Here is a 24,855-nt window from a genome sequence, read left to right on the forward strand (position 1 = left end):
GCGCCAATCGTCGGGGCGGGTCTGTGACCCGCCCCATACACCGTTGACCCGCCCCCACGCCGGGTCGCCATCCACCAGCGCGCGCCAATCGTAGAGGCGGGTCACAGACCCGCCCCATACACCGCGTTGGCCCGCCCCCGCCACGAAGCCTCAGAATGCCACCGCTCAATGCCCGTCGTGTTCCGCCTTAACCTCACTGAGCGTCGCCAGTTCCTTGTAGTGCTGCCAGCGTGCACGCACCGACGCCTCTGCTTTATGCAACAGATCTTCTGCGCGATGCGGGTCACTCTGCACCAGCATGCGGTAGCGCGTCTCGTTATAGACGAACTTCTCGAGCGGCAGCGTCGGGTCTTTCGAGTCGATGATCAACGGATTCTTCCCTTCGGCTGCCAGCATCGGGTTGTAACGGTACAGGGGCCAGTAGCCGGTCTGAACCGCTAGTTTCTGCTGCTCGAGACCTTTGCGCATGTCGATGCCGTGGGCGATGCAGTGCGAGTACGCAATAATCAGCGAGGGTCCGTCATACGCCTCCGCCTCCATAAAGGCGCGCAGCGTCTGCACATCGTCGGCGCCCATCGCCACCCGCGCCACGTAGATGTTGCCATACGCCATCGCAATCAGACCGAGATCCTTCTTCGGCACTGCCTTGCCTTTGGCGGCAAACTTGGCGACTGCACCGATCGGCGTCGCTTTCGACGCCTGCCCGCCAGTGTTCGAATACACCTCGGTGTCGAGCACCAGCACATTGACGTTGTACCCCGACGCCAGCACATGGTCGAGCCCGCCATAGTCGATGTCGTATGCCCAGCCGTCGCCGCCGACGATCCAGACGCTCTTCTTCACCAATACATCCGCCAGGCTGAGGAGTTCGTGCTCACGCTCGACAACATCCGGGAACTGGCTGCGATCCAGCGTATGCAAACGCTGCTTGAGCAACTCAACGCGCTCGCGCTGTGCAGCGATCCCCGCCTCGGTGCTCTGGTCAGCGTTCAACAGCGCATCCACCAGGTCCTGCCCCACCACCGGCGTAAACAGTGGCAGCAGTTCCCGCACATGCTCGATCTGCTGGTCGAGCGCCAGTCGCATACCGAGACCAAACTCGGCGTTATCCTCAAAGAGCGAGTTGCTCCACGTGGGACCGCGCCCGTCGGCATTCTTCGTGTACGGCGTCGTCGGCAGGTTGCCGCCGTAGATCGACGAACAACCGGTTGCATTGGCAATCAACGTCCGATCCCCAAACAGTTGCGTGAGCAGTTTGATGTACGGCGTCTCGCCGCACCCGGCGCAGGCGCCAGAGAACTCGAACAGCGGCAGGAGCAATTGCGAGTTCTTGATCGATCCCGGATGCATGGCGGTCCGTGGGACATCCGGGATGGTCAGGAAGAAGTCCCAGTTGCGCACTTCACGCTCGCGCACATCGACCAGCGGCTTCATGTTGATCGCCTTGCGCCCCACCTGCCGCTTATCCTTCGCCGGACAAACTTCGACGCACAACCCGCAGCCGGTGCAGTCTTCCGGCGAAATCGCCAGCGTGTACTTCTGACCGGGGAACTCTTTGAAGCGCGCCTCACTGCTGAGGAACGTTTCGGGCGCACCCTCGAGCAGCGCCGGTTCGTACACCTTCGTGCGGATGACTGCATGGGGACACACATACGCGCACTTGCCACACTGAATGCAGATGTCCGGCTCCCAGACCGGCACTTCCAGCGCAATCGCGCGTTTCTCCCAGGCTGCCGTGCCGGTGAGGAAGGTTCCATCGACCGGCAGTTTGCTCACCGGCAACGAGTCGCCTTCGTAGGCGATCATCGGACCAAGCACATCTTTGACGAAGTCGGGCGCATTGTCGGGTACCGGCGGCCGGCGCGTCTTCGGTGAGCGGAACCCGGCGAACTTCTCGACATCGACCTCGTACAGGCGCGTCAGAGCGGCATCGACGGCGCGATAGTTCTGCTGCACCACTGCTTCGCCGCGCTTGCCATACGTCTTCTTGATGCTGCGCTTGATCTCGGCAATAGCTTCCTCGCGCGGCAGCACGCCTGAAATCGCAAAGAATGCCGTCTGCATCACCGTGTTGACCCGGCGTCCCATGCCACTCTCTTTCGCCACCCGGTCGCCATCGATGACGTAGAACTTCAGTTGCTTGCGCACAATGTCGTCCTGCACTTCGCGCGGCAGGTGATACCAGACCTCGTCCGGTCCATACATGCTGTTGAGCAGGAAGACCGCGCCCGGTTCCGCCGCCTTGAGCACATCGATGCGCTCCAGGAACGAGAATTGATGGCAGGCGACAAAGTTTGCCCGCTCGACCAGATAGGGAGCGCGAATGGGATCGGGACCGAAGCGCAGGTGCGACACCGTCATCGACCCGGATTTCTTTGAGTCGTAGACGAAGTAGCCCTGCGCGTAGTTGTTGGTTTCTTCGCCGATGATCTTGATCGAGTTCTTGTTGGCGCCGACGGTGCCATCTGCGCCAAGACCGTAGAACAGGCAGCGCACGGTGCGCGGCGACTCGATCGAGAACGATGGATCGACATCCAGACTGGTGTGCCCCACATCATCGACAATGCCCACCGTGAAATGATTCTTCGGCTGATCCTTCGTCAATTCGTCAAAGACGGCTTTTGCCATTGCGGGGGTGAATTCTTTCGACGACAGACCATATCGACCGCCGATCACCGGCAGGTGGCGTCCGCTCTCCGCCATTGCCGCCACCACATCGAGATAGAGCGGCTCGCCGCTGCTCCCCGCTTCCTTCGTACGGTCGAGCACCGCAATGCGCTGCACGGTCGCTGGCAATGCCGCCACAAAATGCGCCACCGAGAACGGGCGATAGAGGCGCACCGTCACCACACCGACCTTCGCACCACGCTCTGCCAGGAACTGCGCTGTCTCACGCGCCGTTTCCGCGCCAGACCCCATGATCACAAGCACGCGCTCGGCGTCCGGCGCGCCGGTGTAATCGAAGAGATGGTAGGCGCGACCCGTCAACTGCGCGAACTTCTCCATCGTTTCCTGAACGATGCCAGGCGTGGCGGCGTAGAAGGGATTGACCGTCTCACGCGCCTGGAAGTACACATCGGGGTTCTGCGCCGTCCCGCGAATAATCGGATGATCCGGGCTGAGCGCGCGCGCGCGGTGCGCCTCGATCAGTGATGGATCAATCATCGCGTGCAGGTCGTCATCGGTCAATTGCTCAATCTTATTGATCTCGTGCGACGTGCGGAAGCCGTCGAAGAAATGGAGGAACGGCACGCGCGCCTTCAACGTCGCCGAGTGCGCCACCAGCGCCAGATCATGCGCCTCCTGCACCGACGACGACGCCAGCAGCGCCCATCCCGTCTGCCGCACCGCCATCACATCCTGATGATCGCCGAAGATCGACAGCGCATGCGCTGCAATCGAGCGCGCCGCAATATGAAAGACCGTCGGCGTCAGTTCACCGGCGATCTTGTACATGTTTGGGATCATCAAGAGCAGTCCCTGCGATGCGGTAAAGGTCGTCGTCAGCGCGCCGCGTTGCAACGCTCCATGACACGCACCAGCCGCACCGCCTTCCGACTGCATCTCAATGACCAGCGGCGGCGTCCCCCACAGATTGGGCCTTCCGGCGGCAGCCCAGGCATCCGCCAATTCGCCCATCGGCGTCGAGGGTGTGATGGGATAAATCGCAATAACTTCGCTCAAGCGATACGCGATGCTGGCAGCAGCTTCATTGCCTTCCAGCGTTACCCAACTCCGTTTCATGGTGACCTCCTCGCAAGCCAGAGCATGCAACAAAGAAGCGGCCTGGCGAATGCTGTCACGTCAGCCGACTCTGGCAAGAGATATGGCAAAAGGGAACAAATTATTGTGTAGCACGCTTGACAGTATACGCCGCACCGGAAAGCCAGGCAGTGAAGAACACGCAACAGAGAGTGACGCTTCCTCGCCATAGTTCGTGGGGATAGACACAGGAAATGCTAACGGAAACGCATATTCGTTATGGAACGTTCACCGTGCGTAGCGACGCTCCGCCTCATCGCTGGCGCAGCCCGTGCTACGATCTGAAACAGATCAGGAGATAAGCGTTCGGAATATGCGCTTATACCGCATTTGGGGGAATGCGTGGGTCACTCCTGATGACGGGTGAGTCCTTCGTGTCTCCGCAATCAACGTCACTGAGGCGGAACGAGCGTGATCGATGTCCGCCAATCGAGAGTCAAGGCGGTGCTGCCTTGTAGCCGTTCTCACGATGAGGTGAGCGATGGAGCGCTATGAACAAGGGCTCATTTCCCCTGGACAGATCGACTCGCTGTTGAAACTTCGACTCGTTCTGCTGTTTGCCGAATATCCCTGGCTGAGCCTGAGTACAGCCAACGCGCAGCAACGTCTGCGCGAAAGCCCGTGGGCGATCGCCGAGGCGCTCGATGAACTGGCAAACACCGGCTTGCTGAGCAAAACAGAGTGTTGCGGTCAACCGATGTATCGGCTGACCGCGATGCCGGATGATCGCCTGCGTCTCGAACGGCTTGCCCGCAGTTTCGACGACCCGCAGCGCCGGGACGAACTATACGACCTGGTGCGCACCGCCAGCGAAGAGCGTCGCTACCGCGAGATAGTGATGCCGCGCGCCGGCATGCTTGCCGCACCGGAATTCGACGCATTCGTTATCTGACGGCTCACCAGACCGCCATCACACGAGTCGGCCCGCCGGAACCTGCCGCAATCTTCGGCGCACCCACAAAGAGCGTCGCGCCACTTGGCGGGATCGACTCCAGATTCGCCAGGTTCTCTAACCCCCAGCGGTTGGTCGGCAGCAGCGTGTAGTGAACGGCAAACGTCGTCGATGGTCCATGGTCGAGGCTCAAGGTATCAACGCCAATGCCGGAGATGCGCCGTTCGGTCAGCAAAAAGTCAATCGCATCCTTGCCAAAGCCCGGGAAGTGCATCACATCGCTGCTGTCGGTATTGCGAAACGCCTCGACCGAGGCGGCTCGAGCGCCCCAACCGCTCGCCATGAGCACGGCGGCATTGTCGGGAATGCGCCCGTAGCGTCGCTCCCAGGCGCGAATGTCGTCCGGCGTCACGACCGAATCAGGATCACGGCGCACTTTTTCGGTGATGTTGATCACCACTGCCGGAACCACAAGATTTTCCACCTTCAACTGGTCAACAAACAACCCATTCGGCGCAAAATGCACCGGTGCGTCCATGTGCGTCCCTGAATGCTCCCAGTAGGTCAGGATGCTGCCATAGTAGCCATCCTTGTCGTGCGAGACCGCCTGCTGAATGCGGAATGGCGCCGCGCCGGGAAAGAGCGGAAACTGCGTCCCAAGCACATGGGTCAGGTCGAGCACCTGGCGGAATGTGGTGCGGCGCACCGTCGCCGCCTGCGCCGACCCGAGCGGCAACGCAGCGGCGACGGCAGCGCCAAGACCGAATTTGAGCAGGTTGCGGCGGCTGATTTCAGGAGACCGCATGCTGGCGAGCGTTTCCGGGAGACACATCCTTAACCTCCTATCATACGGCTGACACGGATCCGGCAGCGCCTTCGTCTCCCAGGTACGCCAAAGAACCCCACGGGCACAACCCGGAGTCGCATGGCGCGCCCTTGTGACGGAAGGCGCAAAGAATAGCACGATAAAGTGTAGTATAATCACACGAGAGGAAGTCGTCAATCCGCAGGATGCGCCGGTGCTCGCTGAACATGATCGTCGGTATCTGCTGGCGGCAGGCATGGCGACGAGTATGCTCCTCTGCCTGATTGTCGCCGTGGCGGTGCGGTATGTCCGCCCGTCGGAGATACGCACGCACAAAGACGCCATTGCCGCTACGCTGCGCCGGCATGGCATTCCCTACCAGGAAATCACATTTTCGCAAACGTGGGAGGAAAGCGTCAATCTGCGGGTGTTCAACGCCGCCGTGCAGGTGCGCCTCGCCGATGGACGCACGCTCCACGGGTGGATCGGGTGTGAGCAGGGTGACCGGGTGTGCTTTCTGGTGCTGCGCAGCGCCGGCATCAACGGTGCGCGCTTGCCCGAAATCACGGCGCGCCGTCGTCCAGCGTGGCAACGCTGGATCGATTCGAGCGGCGTAGCCACGTTCATCACAATGCGGCCACGCTGATATCCGGCTGACGACATACGGCGCAGTTCTCCCCGGACGAGTTCGTACCGGAATCCATCGGCAGGCGTGTGGAACAACTCATCCGCTGTCATCAGGCGCCGAATCACAGACATCGCTGGACTTTGCTCCTCTCTGCCAGGCAATAGCCAGAACTGGGGCATGAAGTATAGCACAGCGCGGCACAGCGATCAGGCTGCGCACAAGCGCTCCTCGTGCAACGATGGACCTGGTCGGACATAAGCCGCAGCATTCCCTGTCGGCTTACGCCTGTTCCGCTATCACAACACATGCTACCGCTGCACCAGCGGCAGCATCACACGCGCTCCCGCCGTTATACGCAGCGGTGTCAGCGGATCGCCGAGCAGCGCATAGGTGAAGATCGTTTCCTGACAGCATGCACTGCCGGTGAACAGTTCCCGAAAACCGGCGCCGGTCAATGCACCGAGCGGCACGGCACGTTCAACTCCCACATCCGGCGCCGGCGACCAGAAGGCGCGGAAGAATCCCTGCTGCAACTTGTCGTGCCCATAGGAAACGCCAAGCCCCGTTGGACCCCAGACCGCCACAGCGCCGCCCTTCTCGTGCAACAACAGCGCCTCATCGAGTGTCATGCCCACGTATGAGGGCCATTGAAATGCGCTACTCAGACAGGTGAGCGCCAGCACGACCGGCAACCGCTCGCCATTCGTCAGCGCCGCTACGTCGGAACGATGGAGCAGCCAGTTCTCCGGCGCGCTCAACTCGGTCACCGCCCACTGCTGCTGGTGCGCATGCCCAACGTAGGCGACGACTGCTGCTCCGCTGCTGAACTGCGCCATCGTCGCTGCCCGCGCGGCCGCTGCGGTTGGGATTTGACCGGGACCGTTGCCGAAAAAGACCCGGCTGATCTGAATACCTGTCGGCTGGAGCGCAATACTTGCTTCCGCCTGGACAGCAAAATCGCCGCTTGTGTCCGCATCATCCGCCAGGTAGATCATCCGGCTACGCCACGTCCCACCAGTTGCCGCCGTTTCGTACCGGATAATTTTGGCGACCAGCATCTGCAACTCAGCAGCGCTTTTCACCGGCAGCCGTCCCAACCAGACGTCCGGCAACCGATCATCGGTGGGGCGCTCGCCATCAAGCTGCGCGTAACACGTTTCACACGCGGTTTCGCCCAACCACGGATCGACCATCGCCAGGTACGGCGGAATCAGGTTGACGTTCTTCGCACCGCGATCCGTGTAGTTAAACGGATCGGAACTGCCGTCGCCGACCAGTGTCACTGCCTGAGGTCGCGCGAATTGCAGGAAGGCGCGGATCGCAGCCGGATCAACCTGACCGTAACTCCAACCGTCGTAAATGTGCTGCACATCGACGACCGCCACGCTGTATCCCTGTGTGCGTCGCAGGTCGATGAGCGGCGCCAGCGCCGCGTGCAGCATCGAGGGGGCAATGTACAGCACATCGCCGGCTGGCAATGCTGGCGGCGTAAACGCTTCGACAATCGGCGTGAACACAGTTCCATCGCCGGTCAGGAGATACGACCGTCCTGGCAAACCATCTTCAAACGCGGAACCGGCAGGCAACTGTAGTCGTACCGGCGCCATCGGATCGGTGATGTCGTAGACATTGAACCCGGAAGGCGCACCGGTCAACCGGTAGGCGCGCTGGTCTGACGCGCCTCGAAAGACCGCACCCTTACCGCCGAACTGCAACTGCACCGGTCGCATCCATGCGACGGTATCGACAGCAACCTGCACATACCCGGCGACGGCGGTCAGCGTCAGGCGCGCCTGTGGTGCAGCCGCTGGACTGCCTGCCACACTGAGAGTCAGGGTCGCATCTCCGCTGCCGCTCCACTCAACCGGCGATCCGCTGCTCGGCTCGACAGACGCGGTCAGACGCCGGGCGCCGCCCGATTGTGCATGGACGTAGACCGTCAGGGTTACCATGCCAGTTGCTGCTGGCAGAGTCGTCGTCAACGGAACGGTCATGACCGCCTGATCGTCCGCCGGTTGCCCCGCTTCGGCGCGCAACAGCTTCGCAAACCAGTGATCGCCGTCGCTGCCAGGACGACGCGAGTCATAGTAGGTCATTCCACGCACGACACCCCGCTCCAGCGCGCTGGACGGAGCTTCACCCGGTGGTATGCCAGCCGCACGTGATGAAACGCGCAGTCGCGCACCATCTTCGAGGGTCACCCAGTACGTATCACTGCGGTTCCAGCGATCGCCTGGCGGCGGCGCGTAGAAGCGCAGTTCATCGTCGGGATCGCCCCACACACCATTGCCATTCGCGTCATGCAGTTCGAGCGGAATTTCCACCCCGGCGCGGCTGAGCCTGATGCGCGCCGAAGCCCCGACGATCGCCGGGGGCAGAACGCTGACCGGAATGACCTGCATCCCTGCACGGTCCACCCGCACCCGCAGCGCCGGAGACGGCGGAAAGTCCGGCGGACGACCAGAGGCAGGCGCTGCCAGGGATGCGGCAGCGGCAGGAACGGGAGCGTCATCCAGCGGAGTCGCGTCTTCAATCAGCGCCTCGAGCATGCGCACCATGCGCGCCTGCCCATCACGCAGGTAGACCGGATTCAGCGCCAGCACAGCCAGCCGCTCGCCACGCTGAGACGACTCGCGCAGAACAAACACCGGCGCCACGGGCAGATTATCGGGTTCGCCCGCCCATGGCGCATCATCGAGCGCCAGCACTCGCGGCACGACAACCGCATTACCAATGACATGCAACGCAACCAGAACCGGTTCAACCGGCTGGGATGGATCAATCCCGGTCGGCTGCCAGACGATCCGCGTTCGGCTGCCCATTGTCTGAACAACCAGCGTTTCGCCGCCATGATCGATGGCGCCGGCAGATGTCGCAGCACCCCACACACTACCGATGACCAGCGCAAGAACGAGAGCAAGACGTGTCATCATTGCAATTCAGGCAGCACAGGCAGCAACGCTTCTGCCGCGCCGATTCTCCTCCGGGTTATGCCTTACGGCTGCGTGTTAATAAACCGCCAGCCACAACAATCAGCGCCAGCAACAGCAGAATCAACGGTGCGCCACCGGCGGCGGACGCTCCGGTTCCAGGCAAGGTGACAGGAATCGATGCGGTTGGCGTTGGCGTCAGAGTTAGCGTTTCGGTCGACACAACCGTCGCAGTCGGCGGCGGCGTCTGCTGTTCCTGAACCGGCGTCTCCGGCGGGGTCGTCGGCGGCGGCGTCTCCGGCGGGGTCGTCGGCGGCGGCGTCTCCGTGGGCAGTGGAGTATCAGTCGGGCGCGCTTCGACCGTTTCGGTCAACGCCAGCAACGGCGCATGCGGAATGGCGCGCAGCGCTGCCGCTTCCATTACCCGGGCAAAACCTGTCAGCAATCCGGCTGCGAAGATGCCAGCGCAAATTGCAATCACAAATCGAGGCATGCAAGGCGCTCCTTATCCCTGTAGTACGCGATTGCGGTTATAGTAGCAGAGATGCCCCGGTTCTTCAAGCGTCTTCATCATCCGCTTACACCGCCTCGCCAAGTTTCACCGCCTCGAAGATTCGCATCCGGCGCAAAAGCAACACAATTGCGACAATCGTCACAGTGAGCAGCCCGCCGGAGATTCCATACACCAGCGCAATCCGTTCCCAATCGATCTGCACGACGAACGGCGGCGTTTCCGGGTAGACGCCCGTCCGCACCTGAAGGAACGGAATAAACAATCGGCTTGTCAGAATGCCAACGGCCGTTCCAAGCGCTGCGCCAAACCCAACCACCAGCGTCTGTTCAAACACCAGCACCATGCTCAACTGCCGTGTACTCAGACCAATCGCGCGCAGAACCCCCAGCTCCACCAGCCGCCGTTGAAACGAGAGCAGGGTGTAGGCAACGAACCCGATCACGGTGACCACCGTTGTCGCCAGAAAACCGACCGAGAGCAACCCGAACAGACCCTGCCGCTCCGGTCGGCGCAGATCGAGGTCGAGCAGCGTCTGCGGCGTTGACCGGATCATGCGCAACCCATACCCGATCCCTGCTGCCGCGACCGCTTGCAGGTTTGCATCTGGCGCCAGCGATAACCAGACCTCATATGGGTACTGCCCCCCTTGCGAGTCGAAACTGTAATCCAGGTTTCCAATGACGAATGGCAGCCCCTGATCATAGAGCGTTGGAAAGTAGGTGAGCGTGCCGACAACGGTAAAGGTCACATTCTGCGTCTGCCCGCGATCATTCATCGCCAGCGTGAAGCGGTCGCCAATCCGCAGCCCGCGCTCCCGTGCAAACGTTTCCGACACCAGCGCTGCATCAGGGTAATCCGCCAGACGATTCATCAGCGCGCCAAGCGACTCATCGGCATAGTCAGGACGCCAGGCATCCGCCAGCACCGCCGCGAGCGTCGTTCGGTCGACGCCATAGAAGATGCCGCCGGTGGCAGGATTATTCCCCACGATAATATCCACTTTGCCCGGCGCCACCCGCGTAGCGCCGGTCACCCCTGGAATAGTCAGATATTCTTCCATCGGCACGAACAGATATGCCGTGCTCGGCGTCGTATCGGCTTCTCCGGTCGTTCCCAGCGTACCGCCGCTCAGATCGAGGCTGGTTTCCGCCAGCGCAATTTCCCGGTCGCCGGCGATGTTTGCCGAGGTAACCGCTGCGCCCGGGTACGCTAGGCGCACATCCGCTGCACCCCGGTAGTAAGCCCGTTCTTCACTGTGACGATCGAGGGTCAGCGCCATGGATGACGTGAATGTCGCCAGCGCCAGCGTCAGCGCCACCAGCAGCGCCGGTCCGCCATACGTCCCCGGCGTGCGCGACAGGAAGCGCAGCGCCGTGACCAGCGCCACCCCCGGCGCCTGCCCCGCAACCCATGCCAGTGCCCGCAACAGCAGTGGCAGAAAGCGCATGCCAATCAGCGCACCGGCGAAAACCATCAGCGCCGGCGCGAGCAGCAGCAGCGGATTGCGGAACGGATCGTCCGCGCCGACAGTAACGCCAGGCACGCCGATCATACCACTCAGCCTTAACTGTTGATAACCATAGAGTGCTGGCATCAGCAGGAGTACATCGAGATAGAGCCGTTGCCAGACAGGGGGGCGTGTGGCGCGCGCGCGTTCGCTCTTATACGAAATAATCGTGCGACCGGCGGCGCTCAGTGCAGGCAGGAGCACCGCCGGCAGCGCCAGGAGAATGGTCGCCAGCGCGTGCCAGGGGCTGGCAGGCAGCAGCGTTGGCGTGGGAACATCGAGCAGTGCGAAACGCAGAAACGAGATCGTCCAGGCAATCAACTGCGCCAGCGCCCATCCCAGCGGTAAACCAGCCGCCCACGCTGCGGCGCCGAGCAACAGCACTTCACCAAGCGCCAGCCCCAGCACCTGCCAGCGTGAACTGCCGCGACTGCGCAGCATCGCCATCTCCTGCTGCTGACGCGCGACGGTCATTTCGGTGACCTGCACCACAAAGCACCCGATCACCACCAGCAACGGCACGGCAAACAGCGCCAGCGTGACGGTCAAGACCCGCACCTGATCACGATGGCGTTCCAGCGCATCCATCGGCGAACGCACAAGTTCGGCGCCAGGGAGACGTTGCTGAATATCGGCGGTTGCCGTCGCAATCCGTTCCCGTAGCCGCTCGACATCGCTGCTGCGCACGCCGCTGCCATCGATCGCGGTATACCATGCCGCCAGTGTGACGAAGCGCGCATCGGGAACATCGACAAGCCGGATGAAACTTGCTTCCGGCACAAGAAACACATCGCTGTACGTTGATGGCGTCTGAAACCAATAACTCGCATCGGCGTCCGCCGGTCGCCAGATGCCCGCGATCCGCACCAGCACATCGATGCGCGGTCCGCGACCGGTCGATTGCACCAGGTACAGATCGTCGATCAGCAACGTATTCTTCGACGCCGTGGTTTCCGACACGAGTACGTCCAGCGGACCCTTGCCGGTGAACGGTCGCGGCAGATCGCCTTCGACAATCTGAATATGCCGCTCGATGCCGCTGAGAAACCCAATGCGGGCAAACACCACTTCTCGACCGGCGCCGTCGGGGAAGCCAACCCGCAATTTTTCCGTTGCGGCGAAGCGGACGCCTGGCGGCGCTGGCAGATCGATCCCTGCAGCCGGAAGATCCCCCGCCAGTTGATCGGCAAGGAGGTACTGCTGCCACGAAATCGAGGGATCGGAGGCGCCGCCATACCGGTAGATCAGGGCGAATGGCGGCAACGGATCGGCGATGGCGCGTTCGGTGAGCGCCGCCAGCAGAATGCGGTACCCCGACGCCTCGGCATAGACTGGAATACAGACAACCATGCCGACTGCCAGCGCCATGCCGGACCAGACCGCCAGCGCCAGCCCCAGATGGCTCAGCAACCGTCGCCAGATAACGGAGGGAAACGCCAGAACAAGAGCCAGTTGACGAATCATTGGAGCGTCTCTTTATCCGGCGATACACTCAGTGCATATCGTACGGCGCGGAAGCGCTCGTGTGCGCCGGCGAGGGTGGTCGGAACCAGATGGTGGCGTTCACCAAGCGCTTCGAGATAATCGAGGATAGACTCCAGCGTCAGGCTATGTTTATCATCATCATTGTCATATGCCGGACGATTATCGGACGTAAAGCAGAGCGCGCAGAATGGTGCTGCATCTTCGATCATCCGCTCGATTGCCCGGTCGATCACCGGTTGATGCAGCGCCTCGAGCGTTCCGGCATCGATCCGCAGTTCATACGGCAGGTTGGTGATCTGCCGCTGATCGGGATCGGTGGTCACCGGAACATCGAGAAACGGCAGGTCGCCGGAGCGCTCGTGGTGGCGGTTATCAACATAGCGCGGGTGATGAGACACGTGTTCCCAGTCTACTCCGATCCGCGGAAGGACGAAGCCCGGCTGTGCAATCGATCCCTGGCGAAAACCGAGGTCATAGAGCAAGCGATAGGTCTCGTCGCTTGCCGAATGCTTGCAGGGGCGAAACGAGCGCGGGCGAACGCCAATGGCATCGGCAAAGCGTTCGGCAGCCTCATCGATCAACTGGCGCTGCACGTCCGGCGACAGGGTTCCCAGGAAGTTACGGTACAATCCGCTCTCCGCATGCAACGGGTTGACGTACAACCCGAGTTCAGCGCCGCGCCCGGCGAGCTCCTCGAGGAGCGGCGTATGCTCGACGGCGCACTGCGGCGCCAGGAAGAGCGTCGGCGGGCAACCTGCCCGCAACAGACGATTGGAGTACCCCTCGATTGCGCGCGCGCTCTGCTCCCAGGTGCGCGGTCCTTCCTTCGCGGTGCGGATCGCAATGCTCTCACAATCCAGCGTGAAGAGCACGTGAATCGTCAAACGGGTCGTCATTGGCGCAATCTTCTTCGATTGAAGACCCCACTGTATCGCTCACCAATGCATTATAGCACACGCCTTTTGCCCCAGGTGACCGTCACCTGCACCCTGCACGAATAATATCCCACAAACGTATATGTTCAAAACCAACAACCACCCTGCATTAGTTATCGAATGTTAACGATCACGTCTCAAAAATGTATTGCCAACGCAGACAATCAATGGTATATTCTCTCCAAATCCCACCGATGGAACCCAACAGTGGCGTTGAGCGTCCTGGCTCTCGTACATACCATTATCACGCTCAATCCCTGCGACGCCGCAGTGTCGTGATCCTCAATGATGCTTCTTTGCAGTGGTGCGCCAACCTGCCTGAGCAGCGTTCGCCAAGCGGGCTGAGTTCTGGGATGCGCATTCAATCAGGGGGAGGGAAGCGGTTGCACTGGCACTGCAATCGCAATCCTGGCGATCCTGCAGCCCGACATCCAGCCGATCGGCTCAGGTAACAGGCGATCCCCACGCCGCTGGCACCGGCGGGGGATCGATGCAGCGGCGGCGTGAGCGCCGATGCGGTGGCATTATAGCATATGTCCCCTTCCCGCTCATGCTGCCGGGCCAGTATTTCGTGCGCCCTGGATTGTCGCCAGGATTGCGCAGCGGCAGCGTGAGCGCCTGTGCATCTTCTATCTCGCTGCACCTGCTCCTTCGTCGCCGCTCGCCCGGCAAGGTCCTCGTTCGCGCACTCGTAACCGTCCGGTTTGCGCTCACGCGCAGTATCGTGCGCGTGTTCGATGGAAAGGAGCAGAACCATGCGGCAGGTCGCTTTTTATGGCAAGGGCGGGATCGGTAAGTCCACCACGCAGCAGAACACAGCGGCAGCACTGGCGTCGATGGGGTATCGGTTGATGGTGGTGGGGTGCGACCCCAAGGCGGATTGCACCCGTCTGTTGCTTCGCGGCATGCGCCAGCCCTCGGTGCTCGACACGCTGCGCGATGTCGGTCCTGAAAGCGTGCAACTCGAGAAGGTGGTCGTTCAGGGATATGGCGGCGTCAAATGCGTCGAGTCAGGCGGACCTGAACCCGGCGTCGGCTGCGGCGGGCGCGGGGTGATTACTGCCATCCAAACCCTCGAAACCCTGGGCGCGTATAAGGACGATCTCGATTATGTTTTCTACGATGTCCTTGGCGACGTCGTGTGCGGCGGGTTTGCCATGCCGATCCGCGAAGGGTATGCCGAAGAGATCTACATCGTCTGTTCCGGCGAGTACATGGCGCTCTTCGCGGCCAACAACATTTGCAAAGGCATCAAGAAGTTCGCCGAACGCGGCTATGCCCGCCTCGGCGGATTGGTCTGCAACTCGCGCCTCGTCGAGAACGAGCAGGCGCTGGTCGATGAGTTTGCACGCCGTCTCAATACGAAGATGATCCATTTCATCCCGCGCAGCAAGGACGTCCAGCGCGCCGAGATCAACAAGAAAACCGTCATCGACTACGATCCCGATCTGCCGCAGGCGCAAGAGTACCGCGAACTGGCGCGCAAGATCGATGAGAACGACGAGTTTACCATCCCAACGCCTATCACCCAGGAAGAACTCGAAGATTTGATGCGCGAGTACGGCATTGTCGATTAGCGGCGCGCCAGCGTCATGGAGGCTTCAATGGACGCTTCATCCGCCGGATCGTGCCAGGGCGTCTGTTTTCCCAAGGTCGATCTGAGCACGCATCCGTGTTATAGCCGGGCAGCGCATTTCCGCTTCGGACGCATCCACGTTCCGGTGGCGCCCCGTTGTAACATCCAGTGCAACTATTGCATCCGCAAATACGCATGCCCGAACGAAAATCGTCCTGGCGTCACCATGCGGGTCATGTCGCCCGACGAGGCGCTCCACACCGTCCGCCACGCCATCGCCCACGACCCGCGCCTCCGCGTCCTTGGCGTGGCCGGTCCAGGCGATGCGCTGGCGAATCAGGCGACGCTCACCACATTCGAGCGCGCGCGCGATGAGTTTCCACAGCTGATCCGCTGCCTCTCGACCAACGGCTTGCTGCTGCCGGATCAAATCGATGCCATCGAGCGGGCCGGCATTACGACACTGACCATCACGATCAATGCCGTTGACCCGGTGATCGCCGGGCAAATCTACGCTTATGTGCGGTATCAGGGGAAAACCTATCGTGGACGCGAGGCGTGTACGCTCCTCCTGCGCAACCAGTTGACCGGTCTCCGTGAAGCGGCGCTGCGCGGGATGGCGGTCAAGGTCAACTCGGTGCTTATCCCGGGCGTCAATGATCATCACCTGATCGACGTCGCGCGCGTCGTCAAAGATCACGGCGCGTACATCATGAACATCATCCCGCTCATGCCCCTGGCGAAGTTTGCACACCTGCCGGAACCCTTACCCGACCTGGTCAACCGGGTGCGCGACGAGTGCGCGACGGTCATCGAGCAGTTTCGCAACTGCCAGCGGTGTCGCGCCGATGCCATCGGCGTTCCCGGCGAGGAGGGATGCGGTACGGGGAACCAGGTCTGTATTCCGAAGTTTCTGGCGCAGCGGAAGGAGAAACGTGATGCAGTTCAAATGCAATCAGACCCTGCCTGAACGAGCGATCCATATCGCGCTCAAGGGACCGGGCGGGACGTGTCAGCGCGGCGATGGAACCAACTGTTTCATCGCCAGCAACGTCGCAACGACGCCGGGCGATATGACCGAGCGCGGCTGCACCTACGCCGGCTGTCGCGGCGTCGTCGGCGGACCGGTTAAGGACGCCATCCAACTGACCCACGGGCCAATCGGGTGCGCGTTCTTTTCGTGGGGCTACCGTCCGCACCTCGCCGAAAGCGACTTTCATATCAAGTACACCTTCGTCTCCGACATGAACGAGACCAACATCGTCTTCGGCGGCGAGAAAAAACTGCTGCAATCGATCATCGAAGCCAACGCCGAGTTTCCCGATGCGAAGGCGGTCTTCATCTACAACACCTGTTCGACGGCGCTGATCGGCGACGACGGGCGCGATGTCGCCAAACAGGCGGAAGCAATCATCGGCAAGCCGGTAGTGTTCTTCGAGTGCGAAGGATTTCGCGGCGTCAGCCAGTCGATGGGGCATCACGTCGGCAATGAGACGATTTTCCGCCAACTGGTCGGCTCGGCCGAGCCGGAAGGCGATTTCAGCCGATCAATCAACATCATCGGCGACTACAACATTAAGAATGACATCCGCACCTTCGAGTATCTCTTCGAGGCGCTCGGATTGCGGATTATCGCCCGCTTTACCGGAAATGTCTCGGTGGACGACCTGAAAATCATGCACAAGGCAGCCCTCAACATTGTACACTGTCAACGCTCCGCCACCTACATCGCGGATATGATGAAGGAAAAGTACGGCACCCCCTACATCAACGTCACCCTCTGGGGCATCAAGAACATGGCGCAGGCGCTGCGCGACACAGCCGCATTCTTCGGGCTTGAAGCGCGCGCCGAAGAGGTGATTGCCAGCGAAGTCGCCCGTATTCAGCCCCATATTGACGCATACCGTCAACGTTTGCAGGGGAAGCGCGTCTTCATTTACCAGGGAGGACCGCGCGTGTGGCACTGGATCGAACTCTTGCGCGAATTGGGCATGGAGACCGAGACGGCAGCCACGACCTTCGGGCACACCGACGATTACGAGAAGATTTTCAGACAGATCGCCGATGGCGCGCTGGTGATCGACAATCCGAACGTTCCCGAAATCGAAGAAGTCCTGACCCGCCGCCGACCCGACCTGTTCATCTCAGGCAACAAGGAGCGGTATGTGGCATACAAACTGGGCGTGCCATTCGTCAACGGGCATACCTATGACACCGGACCTTACGCCGGTTTTGTGGGCATGGTCAACTTCGCCCGCGACATCGACAAAGCCCTGCACGCGCCGGTCTGGAACGTGTTGCACCAGCACGCCCGACCCGCACCCGCCGATCGCCGCACAGCGCATGGTTTCGAGGAGGTGCCAGGATGACAAGTTTTCTCACAGTTCAGGAGCGCGCCGTCGCCATCAACCCGACCCGCTCATGCGCGCCGATCGGGGCGATGCTCGCCAATTACGGCATTCACGGCGCTATTACGATCAACCATGGCTCGCAGGGATGCGCCACCTATCCGCGGCACCAGATGGCGCGCCACTTCCGCGAACCGGTCGAAGTCGCCACCACCTCGCTCACCGAAAAGACGACGGTCTACGGCGGCAAACAGAACCTGCTCGCGGCGCTGAAGCATATCTGGGAACGATTCCACCCAACCATGATCATGGTCTGCTCGACCTGTCTTTCAGAAACGATCGGTGACGACATTCCCGGGATCATCGACGAGTTTCTGGACAAGCACCCGGAGGTGACCATCCCGATCCTGTCAGTCAAAACCCCGTCGTATATCGGCAACCACACGACCGGCTTCGACAACTTTCTCAAGGAGATCGCACTCAACCTGCCGGATCGCCGCAAAAAGAAAGGGGAAACCAACGGCAAACTCAACATCATTCCCGGCTGGGTCAACCCCGGCGACATCCGCGAACTGAAGCGCATCCTGCGCGAGATAGGGTTGCACGGACTGTGGATCACCGACTATGAGGAGACCCTCGATGGCGGCTACTACAACCCGCGTCCCCACTTTCCACGCGGCGGCACGACCGTCGAGGAACTGCGCAATTCCTCGAAGTCGCTGGCGACGATTGCGCTCCAGCGTCACATTGGCGGCGAAGCGGCGCACATCTACGAGCGGCGCTACAACGTTCCCGCCCACGTGTTGACCATGCCCATCGGTCTGAAAAACACCGATGCTTTCGTCGATACGTTGATTGCGATCACCGATCATGCCATTCCCGAAACGCTCGAGGTCGAACGAGCGCGCCTGCTCGACGCCCTGGTTGACACGCATATGTACACCTCGGGATTGCGCGTCGCCCTCTACGGCGATCTCGACCTGCTCGAAGGACTGGTTGGGCTGATCGCCGAAATGGGCATGACCCCCGCATACATCCTGACCGCCGCCGACAATCGCGCCTGGGGGGAACGAATGGTCGAACTGATGGAGGAACTGGGGGTCGAGAGCGAGATCATTCTCAAGGGCGATCTGCACGAGCTGCACAAGCGGATCAAGCAACGACCGGTCGATCTGCTCATGGGACACTCGAAAGGCAAATTTATCGCCGAAGCGGAAAACATCCCGCTGGTGCGAGTTGGTTTCCCGGTCGAAGATCGCTTTGGCTACCATCGTCGATCTATCGTTGGCTACAATGGCGCAATTGCGCTGGTCGACGAGGTCACCAACGCCATCTTCGAGCGCCGCGCAACAACGATTGTGAGCAACACCCTGATTGAAACCGGCGTCGAAGGACCAACAGACATTCCGATCACGCTACGCAATGGCGCCGCACACCATCCGTAGGGGGTCCGTCTCAGCCAACAAGTACGGGCGGGTCTGAGACCCGCTCTTCCGATGGAGCAGACAAGGAAAGGTGCACCAGGATGGACGACGTTCAAGGCTATGACGAAACTGCGGTCAACCACAACGAGCCGCCCATCCGCATCCACGGCGACTACCTGCTCATCGAGCATGAAGCCAATACGCGCACCATTTACCGGCGCGTTTCCGATGACGCAGCCCTGCACCCATATGTCAGCCGCATCACGCACGGTGAAGCAATCTACGCGCTTGTGGGGATCGAGGAGGAGGGATAAGACGGGCCGTTATCGTGCCGGACTGTTGCGACAGACGGCATTGACCCCTCCTCAGCGTCAGGCGATCGTCTCAGAGTATGTCGGAAAACTCGCCTCATAAGGTGCAGTTGGGTGGGTGAAGGCAACGCCTTCGCCCACCCAATTGACTTGTTCAGACGCGCTCTTAAAAACACAACCGCCCAATGACTTCCTCATCGGGCGGTTCCTGGTACCCCCAGCGGGATTCGAACCCGCGATCTTCACCTTGAAAGGGTGACGTCCTGGGCCGCTAGACTATGGGGGCATTCCCCCGTTGCATTATACCAGTAATCCGAATGCCAGGCAAACCATCATCCACGAAGTTCACGAAGACGCACGAAGATCAGAAATCAGGAACATTACCTTCGTGTCCCTTCGTGTCCTTCGTGGATAACTTGCCCCCTACTCCTCCAGTTTCTTCGTTTCACCGGTTGCCGGCGCCTCGAGCGGAACATGTTCGACCGGCGGGTTGGCTTCGTTCCCCTGCCCGGTTTGCGCACCGGCAGCGCGCTCGGCTTCGAGTTTTTCGACCAGTTTGTGCAACTGCGTATTGATCTGCTCCAGACCAGTGACCAACGCTTCCTGTACGTCGTGGAACACCTGGCTTTCACGCGCACGTTCGAGCGCCTGACGACTGCGATCCTCCACCTGCTGGAAACGTGGATCAGTCTGAATCTTTTCCGCCGTCTGCCGCACGACTGCCGCCACATTCTGCACGCTCTTCGCTACCGTCGCCTGCATCTGCTTCGTGCGTTCACTTTCGATGAACGCGCGGAACAACGCCTCAAGCTGCTGACCCATCTCGCGCAGTTCGGCAGTCAGGTCAGGCGTCTCTTTCTGCGGCTCAGGTTGACCGGCGTTTGGCGTCTGATCACTCATATTGCCCCTCCTTCATGATGAATCGCACAGGGGCGCCCTTTGTTCTGCCGGCGCCTCCGCGCGGTTTCACGCGCTGCACCCCTGCGCCCCTGCGTCTCCAACCGGTATGACGAGCCGTGCTCGCCTGAAGTTGCGCTGCATCACCGCGCAAACGGCGTTCGCATGAGCAGATAATCGTAGGCGCTGAGCGCCGCGCGCGCGCCATCGCCAATTGCGATCAGCACCTGTTCGCCGAATGATGTCGTCACATCACCGGCGGCGAAGATGCCCGGAACCGTCGTCGCCATCCGCTCATCGACCCAGATAAAGCCGTCCTGATCGGTGCGCACCAGATGCTGCACCATCTCACTGCACGGGCGCAACCCCACATCGACGAACGCGGCATCGACCGGGATGCGACGTTGTTGGCCATCGCGCGAAACGACGATTTCCTCAACATTCATGGATCCCACCACTTCATCAACTGTATGCCCCGTCAGGATTTCCACATTCGGGCGCTGACCGACGGCGTGCATTATTGGCAATGAGACGTCGTGCAACTCTGGAACAATCAGATAGACCTTCTCGGCGGTGCGCGCCAGTTCGGCGACGCCGCGCAACGCCCGGTGCGTCGCCCCGATGACTGCGGCCGTCTTCCCTGCCAGCAGATGCGCATGCGTGGTGACCGAGTAGCCCAAGCCCTGACCGAGCAGTTCCTGCGCCCCCGCCGCTTTGAGGCGCACCGGCGTCGCACCGGTGGCCACAATCACGGCAAGCGCCTCGATCACGCCATGGTTGCGCGTCTCGACGCGAAAACCCTGGTCCGAACGGTGCACTGCCGTGACCGTATCACGGATGGTGCGGTCGATCTGCATTGCGATCTTGCGCTCAAAAATGCGCACTGCTTCTTCGCCAGCCAGATACTCGACCTCCTCCTGCCCGACCAGGTTCTGCCGCCAGCCGGCCTTGCCGCCCAACGACTCATAGATCATCACAAAATCGAGCTGCTTGCCCAGCGCATACATCCCGGCGGAGAGCGCCGCTGCGCCGCCGCCGATGATAATGAGTTCCCGCATGATGCCCTCCCTGTCACGCCAGACGCTGCGTGCACCTGTTGCACTACGCTCATCGTTGCGCTCCTCGCCTTAGTATACCAGACTCCTCTCGCGTTCAAACGGGTTTTGACATGCGCTTGTTCCTGTGCTATACTTCCATACCGCTGTGCAGAAATCGCACAGGCATTTTATTGTCTGCGTTTTGGCCCCAAACTAAGGCGTGGCTGTCGCTACGACCAGTGAAGGGCAAAGATTTTTTTTGCAAAGTGACCAGATGATGGCGGACGCACGCGCGTCGCGCGCGATGGGGAGGACAGGAGCAGCATGCCGACAATCAATCAGCTGGTTCGGAAGCCGCGCAAGCGGGTCACGAAGAAAGTCAAGGCGCCTGCGTTGCGTTTCAGCCTGAATGTCTTGAAGGGGAAACTGACACGCGGCAAAGGGTCGCCATTCAAACGCGGCGTCTGTACGCAGGTCAGAACGATGACTCCGAAAAAGCCCAACTCGGCGCTGCGCAAAATTGCGCGCGTGCGGTTGTCGAACGGGATGGAAGTAACTGCGTACATTCCAGGCGAAGGGCACAACCTGCAAGAACACTCGGTCGTGTTGATCCGCGGCGGGCGCGTGAAGGACCTGCCTGGCGTGCGCTACCACATCGTGCGTGGCACACTCGACGCGCAGGGGGTCGCCAATCGCAAGCAGGGTCGTTCGAAGTACGGCACAAAGAAAGCCAGTGCGGTTCCGGCAAAGAAGAAGTAAGGTTCACGATGCAGCGCAGCGGCAGTTGCCGGCTGCAACCTGTGTGATGAGGTAGCCTATGCCCCGTCGAGGCACGATTGAGCGGCGTATTCCACCGCCAGACCCACGCTTCAACAGCGTGCTGGTGCAGCAGTTTATTAATAAGGTTATGCAGCGCGGCAAAAAGAGCATCGCCGAGAAGATCGTCTATCAGGCGTTCGACCTGGCGGCAGAGCGTCTGAAAAAGCCCGCGCTGGAGATCTTCGAGACTGCCATACGCAACGCGGGACCTGTGATCGAGGTCAAGCCGCGGCGCGTTGGCGGCGCCACGTATCAGGTGCCGGTCGAGGTCAAGAGCGACCGCCGGCAGTCGCTGGCGATGCGCTGGTTGCTCATGTCGGCGCGCGCACGTTCGGGCAAGCCGATGTATGAGCGCCTGGCCGCCGAGTTGATCGATGCGTACAATAATACCGGCGCAACGATCAAACGAAAAGAGGATGTGCAGCGCATGGCGGAAGCCAATCGCGCCTTCTCGCACTACGGGCGGTTCTGATAGGCAGATCGATCTAAATCCGAACAAACACGCTTGCACCTGTGACGCAGTTGGCGTTGGCTGAGCCTGTCGAAGCCAACACCAATCACGAGATTGTCTCATATCCGGTTGATCTTCCTGTGAGACGACAGGCGGCGGCGTGACAACGGCGGCGAGCGCCACGCGGTCTCCGGCGACCAGATGCGAATTGAGCGGTACACCTAGTGCAGAAGAGGGGAGAGTATCTCATGCCTCGTGAAGTGCCGTTAGAGCGGATACGAAACATTGGCATCATTGCCCATATCGATGCGGGGAAGACCACCACGACCGAACGCATCCTGTTCTATACCGGTCGCACCTACAAACTCGGCGAGGTGCATGAAGGCACCGCGGTGATGGACTGGATGGAACAAGAGCGTGAGCGCGGCATTACGATCACGGCCGCTGCCACCACTGCTGAGTGGACGGTCGAAGGGACGCCGTATCGCATCAATATTATCGATACTCCTGGTCACGTCGACTTCACCGCGGAAGTTGAGCGGTCGCTGCGTGTTCTCGACGGCGGTGTGGTGGTGTTCGACGCCGTCGCCGGGGTCGAGCCGCAGTCGGAGACAGTGTGGCGGCAGGCGGATAAGTACCGCGTGCCGCGGATCTGCTTCGTCAATAAGATGGACCGGATCGGCGCCAACTTCTTGCGCACAGTGGACATGATCAAAGAGCGCCTCGGCGCAAAACCGGTTCCCATTCAGGTTCCGATTGGCTCGGAGGATCGCTTCCGTGGCATTGTCGACCTGATCACCAACAAGGCGTTTATCTACGTCGATGATCAGGGGAAGCGCGAAGAACTGGAAGCGATCCCGGCGGAGGTCGCCGACGAGGCGGAACGCCTGCGCAATGAGATGATCGAAGCGATCGCCGAGACCGACGATGAGTTAATGCTCCTCTATCTCGAAGGAGAAGAGCTCAGCGTTGAAGAACTGCGCCGCGCACTGCGCAAGGCCACGATTCAAGGCAAGTTGGTGCCGGTGCTGTGCGGCGCCGCCCTGCGCAATAAAGGAGTGCAGCGCCTGCTCGACGCGGTGGTGTACTACCTGCCGTCGCCGGTTGATATTCCGCCGGTGCGCGGCACGCGCCCCGGTCAGGTCGCCGGCGACGATGGCGTTGAGATGATTACACGACCGACGTCGGAAGATGCGCCGTTTACCGGTCTGGTGTTCAAGATCGTCTCCGACCCGTTCGTCGGCAAACTGGCGTATTTCCGGGTCTATTCCGGCAAACTGGAGACCGGCTCCTACGTGCTCAACTCGACGCGCAATCAGCGCGAACGCATTGGTCGCCTGTTGCAGATGCACGCCAACCATCGCGAGGAGATCAAGGAGGTCTATGCCGGCGACATCGCAGCCATGGTCGGTCCCAAGCAGAGCTACACCGGCGATACGATCTGCGATCCGAACGATCCCATCGTGCTGGAAAGCATCCGTTTCCCGGAGCCGGTCATTCAACTGGCGATCGAGCCGAAGACAAAGGCCGACCAGGATAAACTGGCGATTGCGCTGAGCAAACTGGCGGAAGAAGACCCGACGTTCCGCGTCTTCACCGATCAGGAGACCGGGCAGACGATCATCGCCGGCATGGGCGAACTTCACCTCGAGGTGATTGTTGATCGCATGCGCCGCGAATATAAGGTCGAAGCCAATCAGGGCAAGCCGCAGGTGGCGTACCGCGAGTCGATCACGATTCCGGCGGACGTGGACAGCAAGTTCGTGCGGCAGAGCGGCGGCAAGGGCCAGTATGGCCACGTCAAACTGCAGGTCGAACCGCTCGAGCGCAGCAAAGGGTTCGAGTTCGTCAATGCGATCGTCGGCGGCGTTATTCCGCGCGAGTATATCCCGGCAGTCGAGGCGGGCGTCAAGGAAGCGATGGCGAGCGGCGTGATCGCCGGGTATCCCGTGGTTGATCTGAAGGTTACGCTCTACGACGGCTCGTACCACGAGGTCGACTCATCAGAAATGGCGTTCAAGATCGCTGCTTCGATGGGGCTGAAGGAAGCAGTGCGCAAGGGTCGCCCGATCCTGCTCGAACCGGTGATGAAGGTCGAGATTGTCACGCCGGAAGATTTTCTCGGCGCTGTGCTCGGCGACATCAATTCGCGCCGTGGTCACGTCGAAGGTATGGAAGCGCGCGGCAATGCGCAGGTCATCCGGGCCTACGTCCCGCTGGCATCCATGTTCGGCTATACGACCGACCTGCGCTCGGCGACGCAGGGGCGCGCAACGTCATCGATGGAGTTTGCCTATTACCAGCCGCTGCCGGAGGCGTTGGCAAAGGAGATTATCGAAAAACGGCGCGGCTAGTCCGTCGTATGTTCAAGGCACCGATTTGTAAGCACGCTGCAAGGAGCAATACAAAGCAATGGCAAAACAGAAGTTTGAGCGCACCAAGCCGCACGTCAACGTCGGCACCATTGGTCACGTCGACCACGGCAAGACGACGCTGACCGCCGCGATCACCAAGGTGCTCGCCCTGCAAGGCGC

General features: G+C 60.9%; 19 protein-coding genes and 1 tRNA gene. 11 read left to right on the plus strand and 9 right to left on the minus strand.

The window, feature by feature from the left end:
* Positions 1-165: 165 nt before the first annotated feature.
* The gene (gene nifJ, locus AC3EA7_RS04615; RefSeq protein WP_488612863.1) at positions 166-3,744 is read right to left on the minus strand and encodes a pyruvate:ferredoxin (flavodoxin) oxidoreductase; all 3,579 of its coding nucleotides are present in this window, start codon (positions 3,742-3,744) and stop codon (positions 166-168) included.
* Positions 3,745-4,243: 499 nt separating this feature from the next.
* Between nifJ and AC3EA7_RS04620 the strand changes: the two genes are divergently transcribed.
* Positions 4,244-4,654, plus strand: a complete 411-nt coding sequence (locus tag AC3EA7_RS04620) for a hypothetical protein (RefSeq protein WP_488612864.1) — start codon at positions 4,244-4,246, stop codon at positions 4,652-4,654.
* A 4-nt stretch (positions 4,655-4,658) separates the two neighbouring features.
* On the opposite strand, the gene AC3EA7_RS04625 is transcribed toward AC3EA7_RS04620, so the two are convergent.
* Positions 4,659-5,459 (minus strand): cyclase family protein, encoded by an 801-nt coding sequence (locus AC3EA7_RS04625; RefSeq protein WP_488612865.1) that lies wholly within the window; start codon positions 5,457-5,459, stop codon positions 4,659-4,661.
* Positions 5,460-5,673: 214 nt separating this feature from the next.
* Between AC3EA7_RS04625 and AC3EA7_RS04630 the strand changes: the two genes are divergently transcribed.
* Positions 5,674-6,105, plus strand: a complete 432-nt coding sequence (locus AC3EA7_RS04630) for a hypothetical protein (RefSeq protein WP_488612866.1) — start codon at positions 5,674-5,676, stop codon at positions 6,103-6,105.
* Positions 6,106-6,395: 290 nt separating this feature from the next.
* Here the strand turns inward: AC3EA7_RS04630 and AC3EA7_RS04635 are convergent, their stop codons facing one another.
* The 4 genes from AC3EA7_RS04635 to AC3EA7_RS04650 all read right to left on the minus strand — a co-directional run bounded on the left by AC3EA7_RS04635 (position 6,396) and on the right by AC3EA7_RS04650 (position 13,419).
* Positions 6,396-9,020, minus strand: coding sequence for a C25 family cysteine peptidase (locus tag AC3EA7_RS04635; RefSeq protein WP_488612867.1), 2,625 nt, complete (start codon positions 9,018-9,020; stop codon positions 6,396-6,398).
* Between the two features lie 55 nt (positions 9,021-9,075).
* On the minus strand, positions 9,076-9,510 hold the full coding sequence (locus AC3EA7_RS04640) for a hypothetical protein (protein WP_488612868.1): 435 nt from the start codon (positions 9,508-9,510) through the stop codon (positions 9,076-9,078).
* A gap of 85 nt (positions 9,511-9,595) precedes the next feature.
* Positions 9,596-12,502 carry an ABC transporter permease gene (locus AC3EA7_RS04645; protein ID WP_488612869.1) on the minus strand — a complete coding sequence of 969 codons (2,907 nt, stop codon included), beginning with the start codon at positions 12,500-12,502 and terminating at the stop codon, positions 9,596-9,598.
* Positions 12,499-13,419, minus strand: a complete 921-nt coding sequence (locus tag AC3EA7_RS04650; RefSeq protein ID WP_488612870.1) for a polysaccharide deacetylase family protein — start codon at positions 13,417-13,419, stop codon at positions 12,499-12,501. Before AC3EA7_RS04650 ends, AC3EA7_RS04645 begins: the two co-directional genes overlap by 4 nt.
* 794 nt (positions 13,420-14,213) lie before the next feature.
* On the opposite strand from AC3EA7_RS04650, the gene nifH reads away from it, so the two are divergent.
* From nifH to AC3EA7_RS04675, 5 genes are all read left to right on the plus strand, one after another.
* Positions 14,214-15,035, plus strand: a complete 822-nt coding sequence (gene nifH / locus AC3EA7_RS04655) for a nitrogenase iron protein (protein WP_488612871.1) — start codon at positions 14,214-14,216, stop codon at positions 15,033-15,035.
* A gap of 27 nt (positions 15,036-15,062) precedes the next feature.
* Positions 15,063-16,004, plus strand: coding sequence for a radical SAM protein (locus AC3EA7_RS04660; RefSeq protein ID WP_488612872.1), 942 nt, complete (start codon positions 15,063-15,065; stop codon positions 16,002-16,004).
* Entirely contained in the window at positions 15,973-17,403 is a 1,431-nt protein-coding gene (locus AC3EA7_RS04665) for a nitrogenase component I subunit alpha (protein WP_488612873.1), read from the plus strand. Before AC3EA7_RS04660 ends, AC3EA7_RS04665 begins: the two co-directional genes overlap by 32 nt.
* On the plus strand, positions 17,400-18,827 hold the full coding sequence (locus AC3EA7_RS04670; RefSeq protein ID WP_488612874.1) for a nitrogenase component 1: 1,428 nt from the start codon (positions 17,400-17,402) through the stop codon (positions 18,825-18,827). The genes AC3EA7_RS04665 and AC3EA7_RS04670 overlap by 4 nt, the downstream gene beginning before the upstream one ends.
* An 80-nt stretch (positions 18,828-18,907) precedes the next feature.
* The gene (locus tag AC3EA7_RS04675) at positions 18,908-19,120 is read left to right on the plus strand and encodes a hypothetical protein (protein WP_488612875.1); all 213 of its coding nucleotides are present in this window, start codon (positions 18,908-18,910) and stop codon (positions 19,118-19,120) included.
* Positions 19,121-19,326: 206 nt separating this feature from the next.
* Here the strand turns inward: AC3EA7_RS04675 and AC3EA7_RS04680 are convergent.
* The 3 genes from AC3EA7_RS04680 to AC3EA7_RS04690 all read right to left on the minus strand — a co-directional run bounded on the left by AC3EA7_RS04680 (position 19,327) and on the right by AC3EA7_RS04690 (position 21,072).
* Positions 19,327-19,403 (minus strand) — tRNA-Glu (locus AC3EA7_RS04680).
* Between the two features lie 137 nt (positions 19,404-19,540).
* A complete protein-coding gene (locus AC3EA7_RS04685; RefSeq protein WP_488612876.1) occupies positions 19,541-20,017 on the minus strand; it encodes a hypothetical protein in 477 nt (158 codons plus the stop codon).
* A gap of 140 nt (positions 20,018-20,157) precedes the next feature.
* A complete protein-coding gene (locus AC3EA7_RS04690; protein ID WP_488612877.1) occupies positions 20,158-21,072 on the minus strand; it encodes an NAD(P)/FAD-dependent oxidoreductase in 915 nt (304 codons plus the stop codon).
* Between the two features lie 303 nt (positions 21,073-21,375).
* Here AC3EA7_RS04690 and rpsL point away from each other — a divergent pair, with 303 nt between their 5' ends.
* The 4 genes from rpsL to AC3EA7_RS04710 all read left to right on the plus strand — a co-directional run.
* On the plus strand, positions 21,376-21,810 hold the full coding sequence (rpsL, locus tag AC3EA7_RS04695) for a 30S ribosomal protein S12 (protein WP_011955950.1): 435 nt from the start codon (positions 21,376-21,378) through the stop codon (positions 21,808-21,810).
* A gap of 58 nt (positions 21,811-21,868) precedes the next feature.
* Entirely contained in the window at positions 21,869-22,342 is a 474-nt protein-coding gene (rpsG, locus tag AC3EA7_RS04700) for a 30S ribosomal protein S7 (protein ID WP_488612878.1), read from the plus strand.
* Positions 22,343-22,569: 227 nt separating this feature from the next.
* On the plus strand, positions 22,570-24,675 hold the full coding sequence (gene fusA, locus AC3EA7_RS04705; RefSeq protein ID WP_488612879.1) for an elongation factor G: 2,106 nt from the start codon (positions 22,570-22,572) through the stop codon (positions 24,673-24,675).
* A 58-nt stretch (positions 24,676-24,733) separates the two neighbouring features.
* The coding region (locus tag AC3EA7_RS04710; protein WP_488612880.1) for a GTP-binding protein at positions 24,734-24,855 on the plus strand (122 nt) is incomplete at its 3' end.

This window comes from Roseiflexus sp., assembly GCF_057785375.1.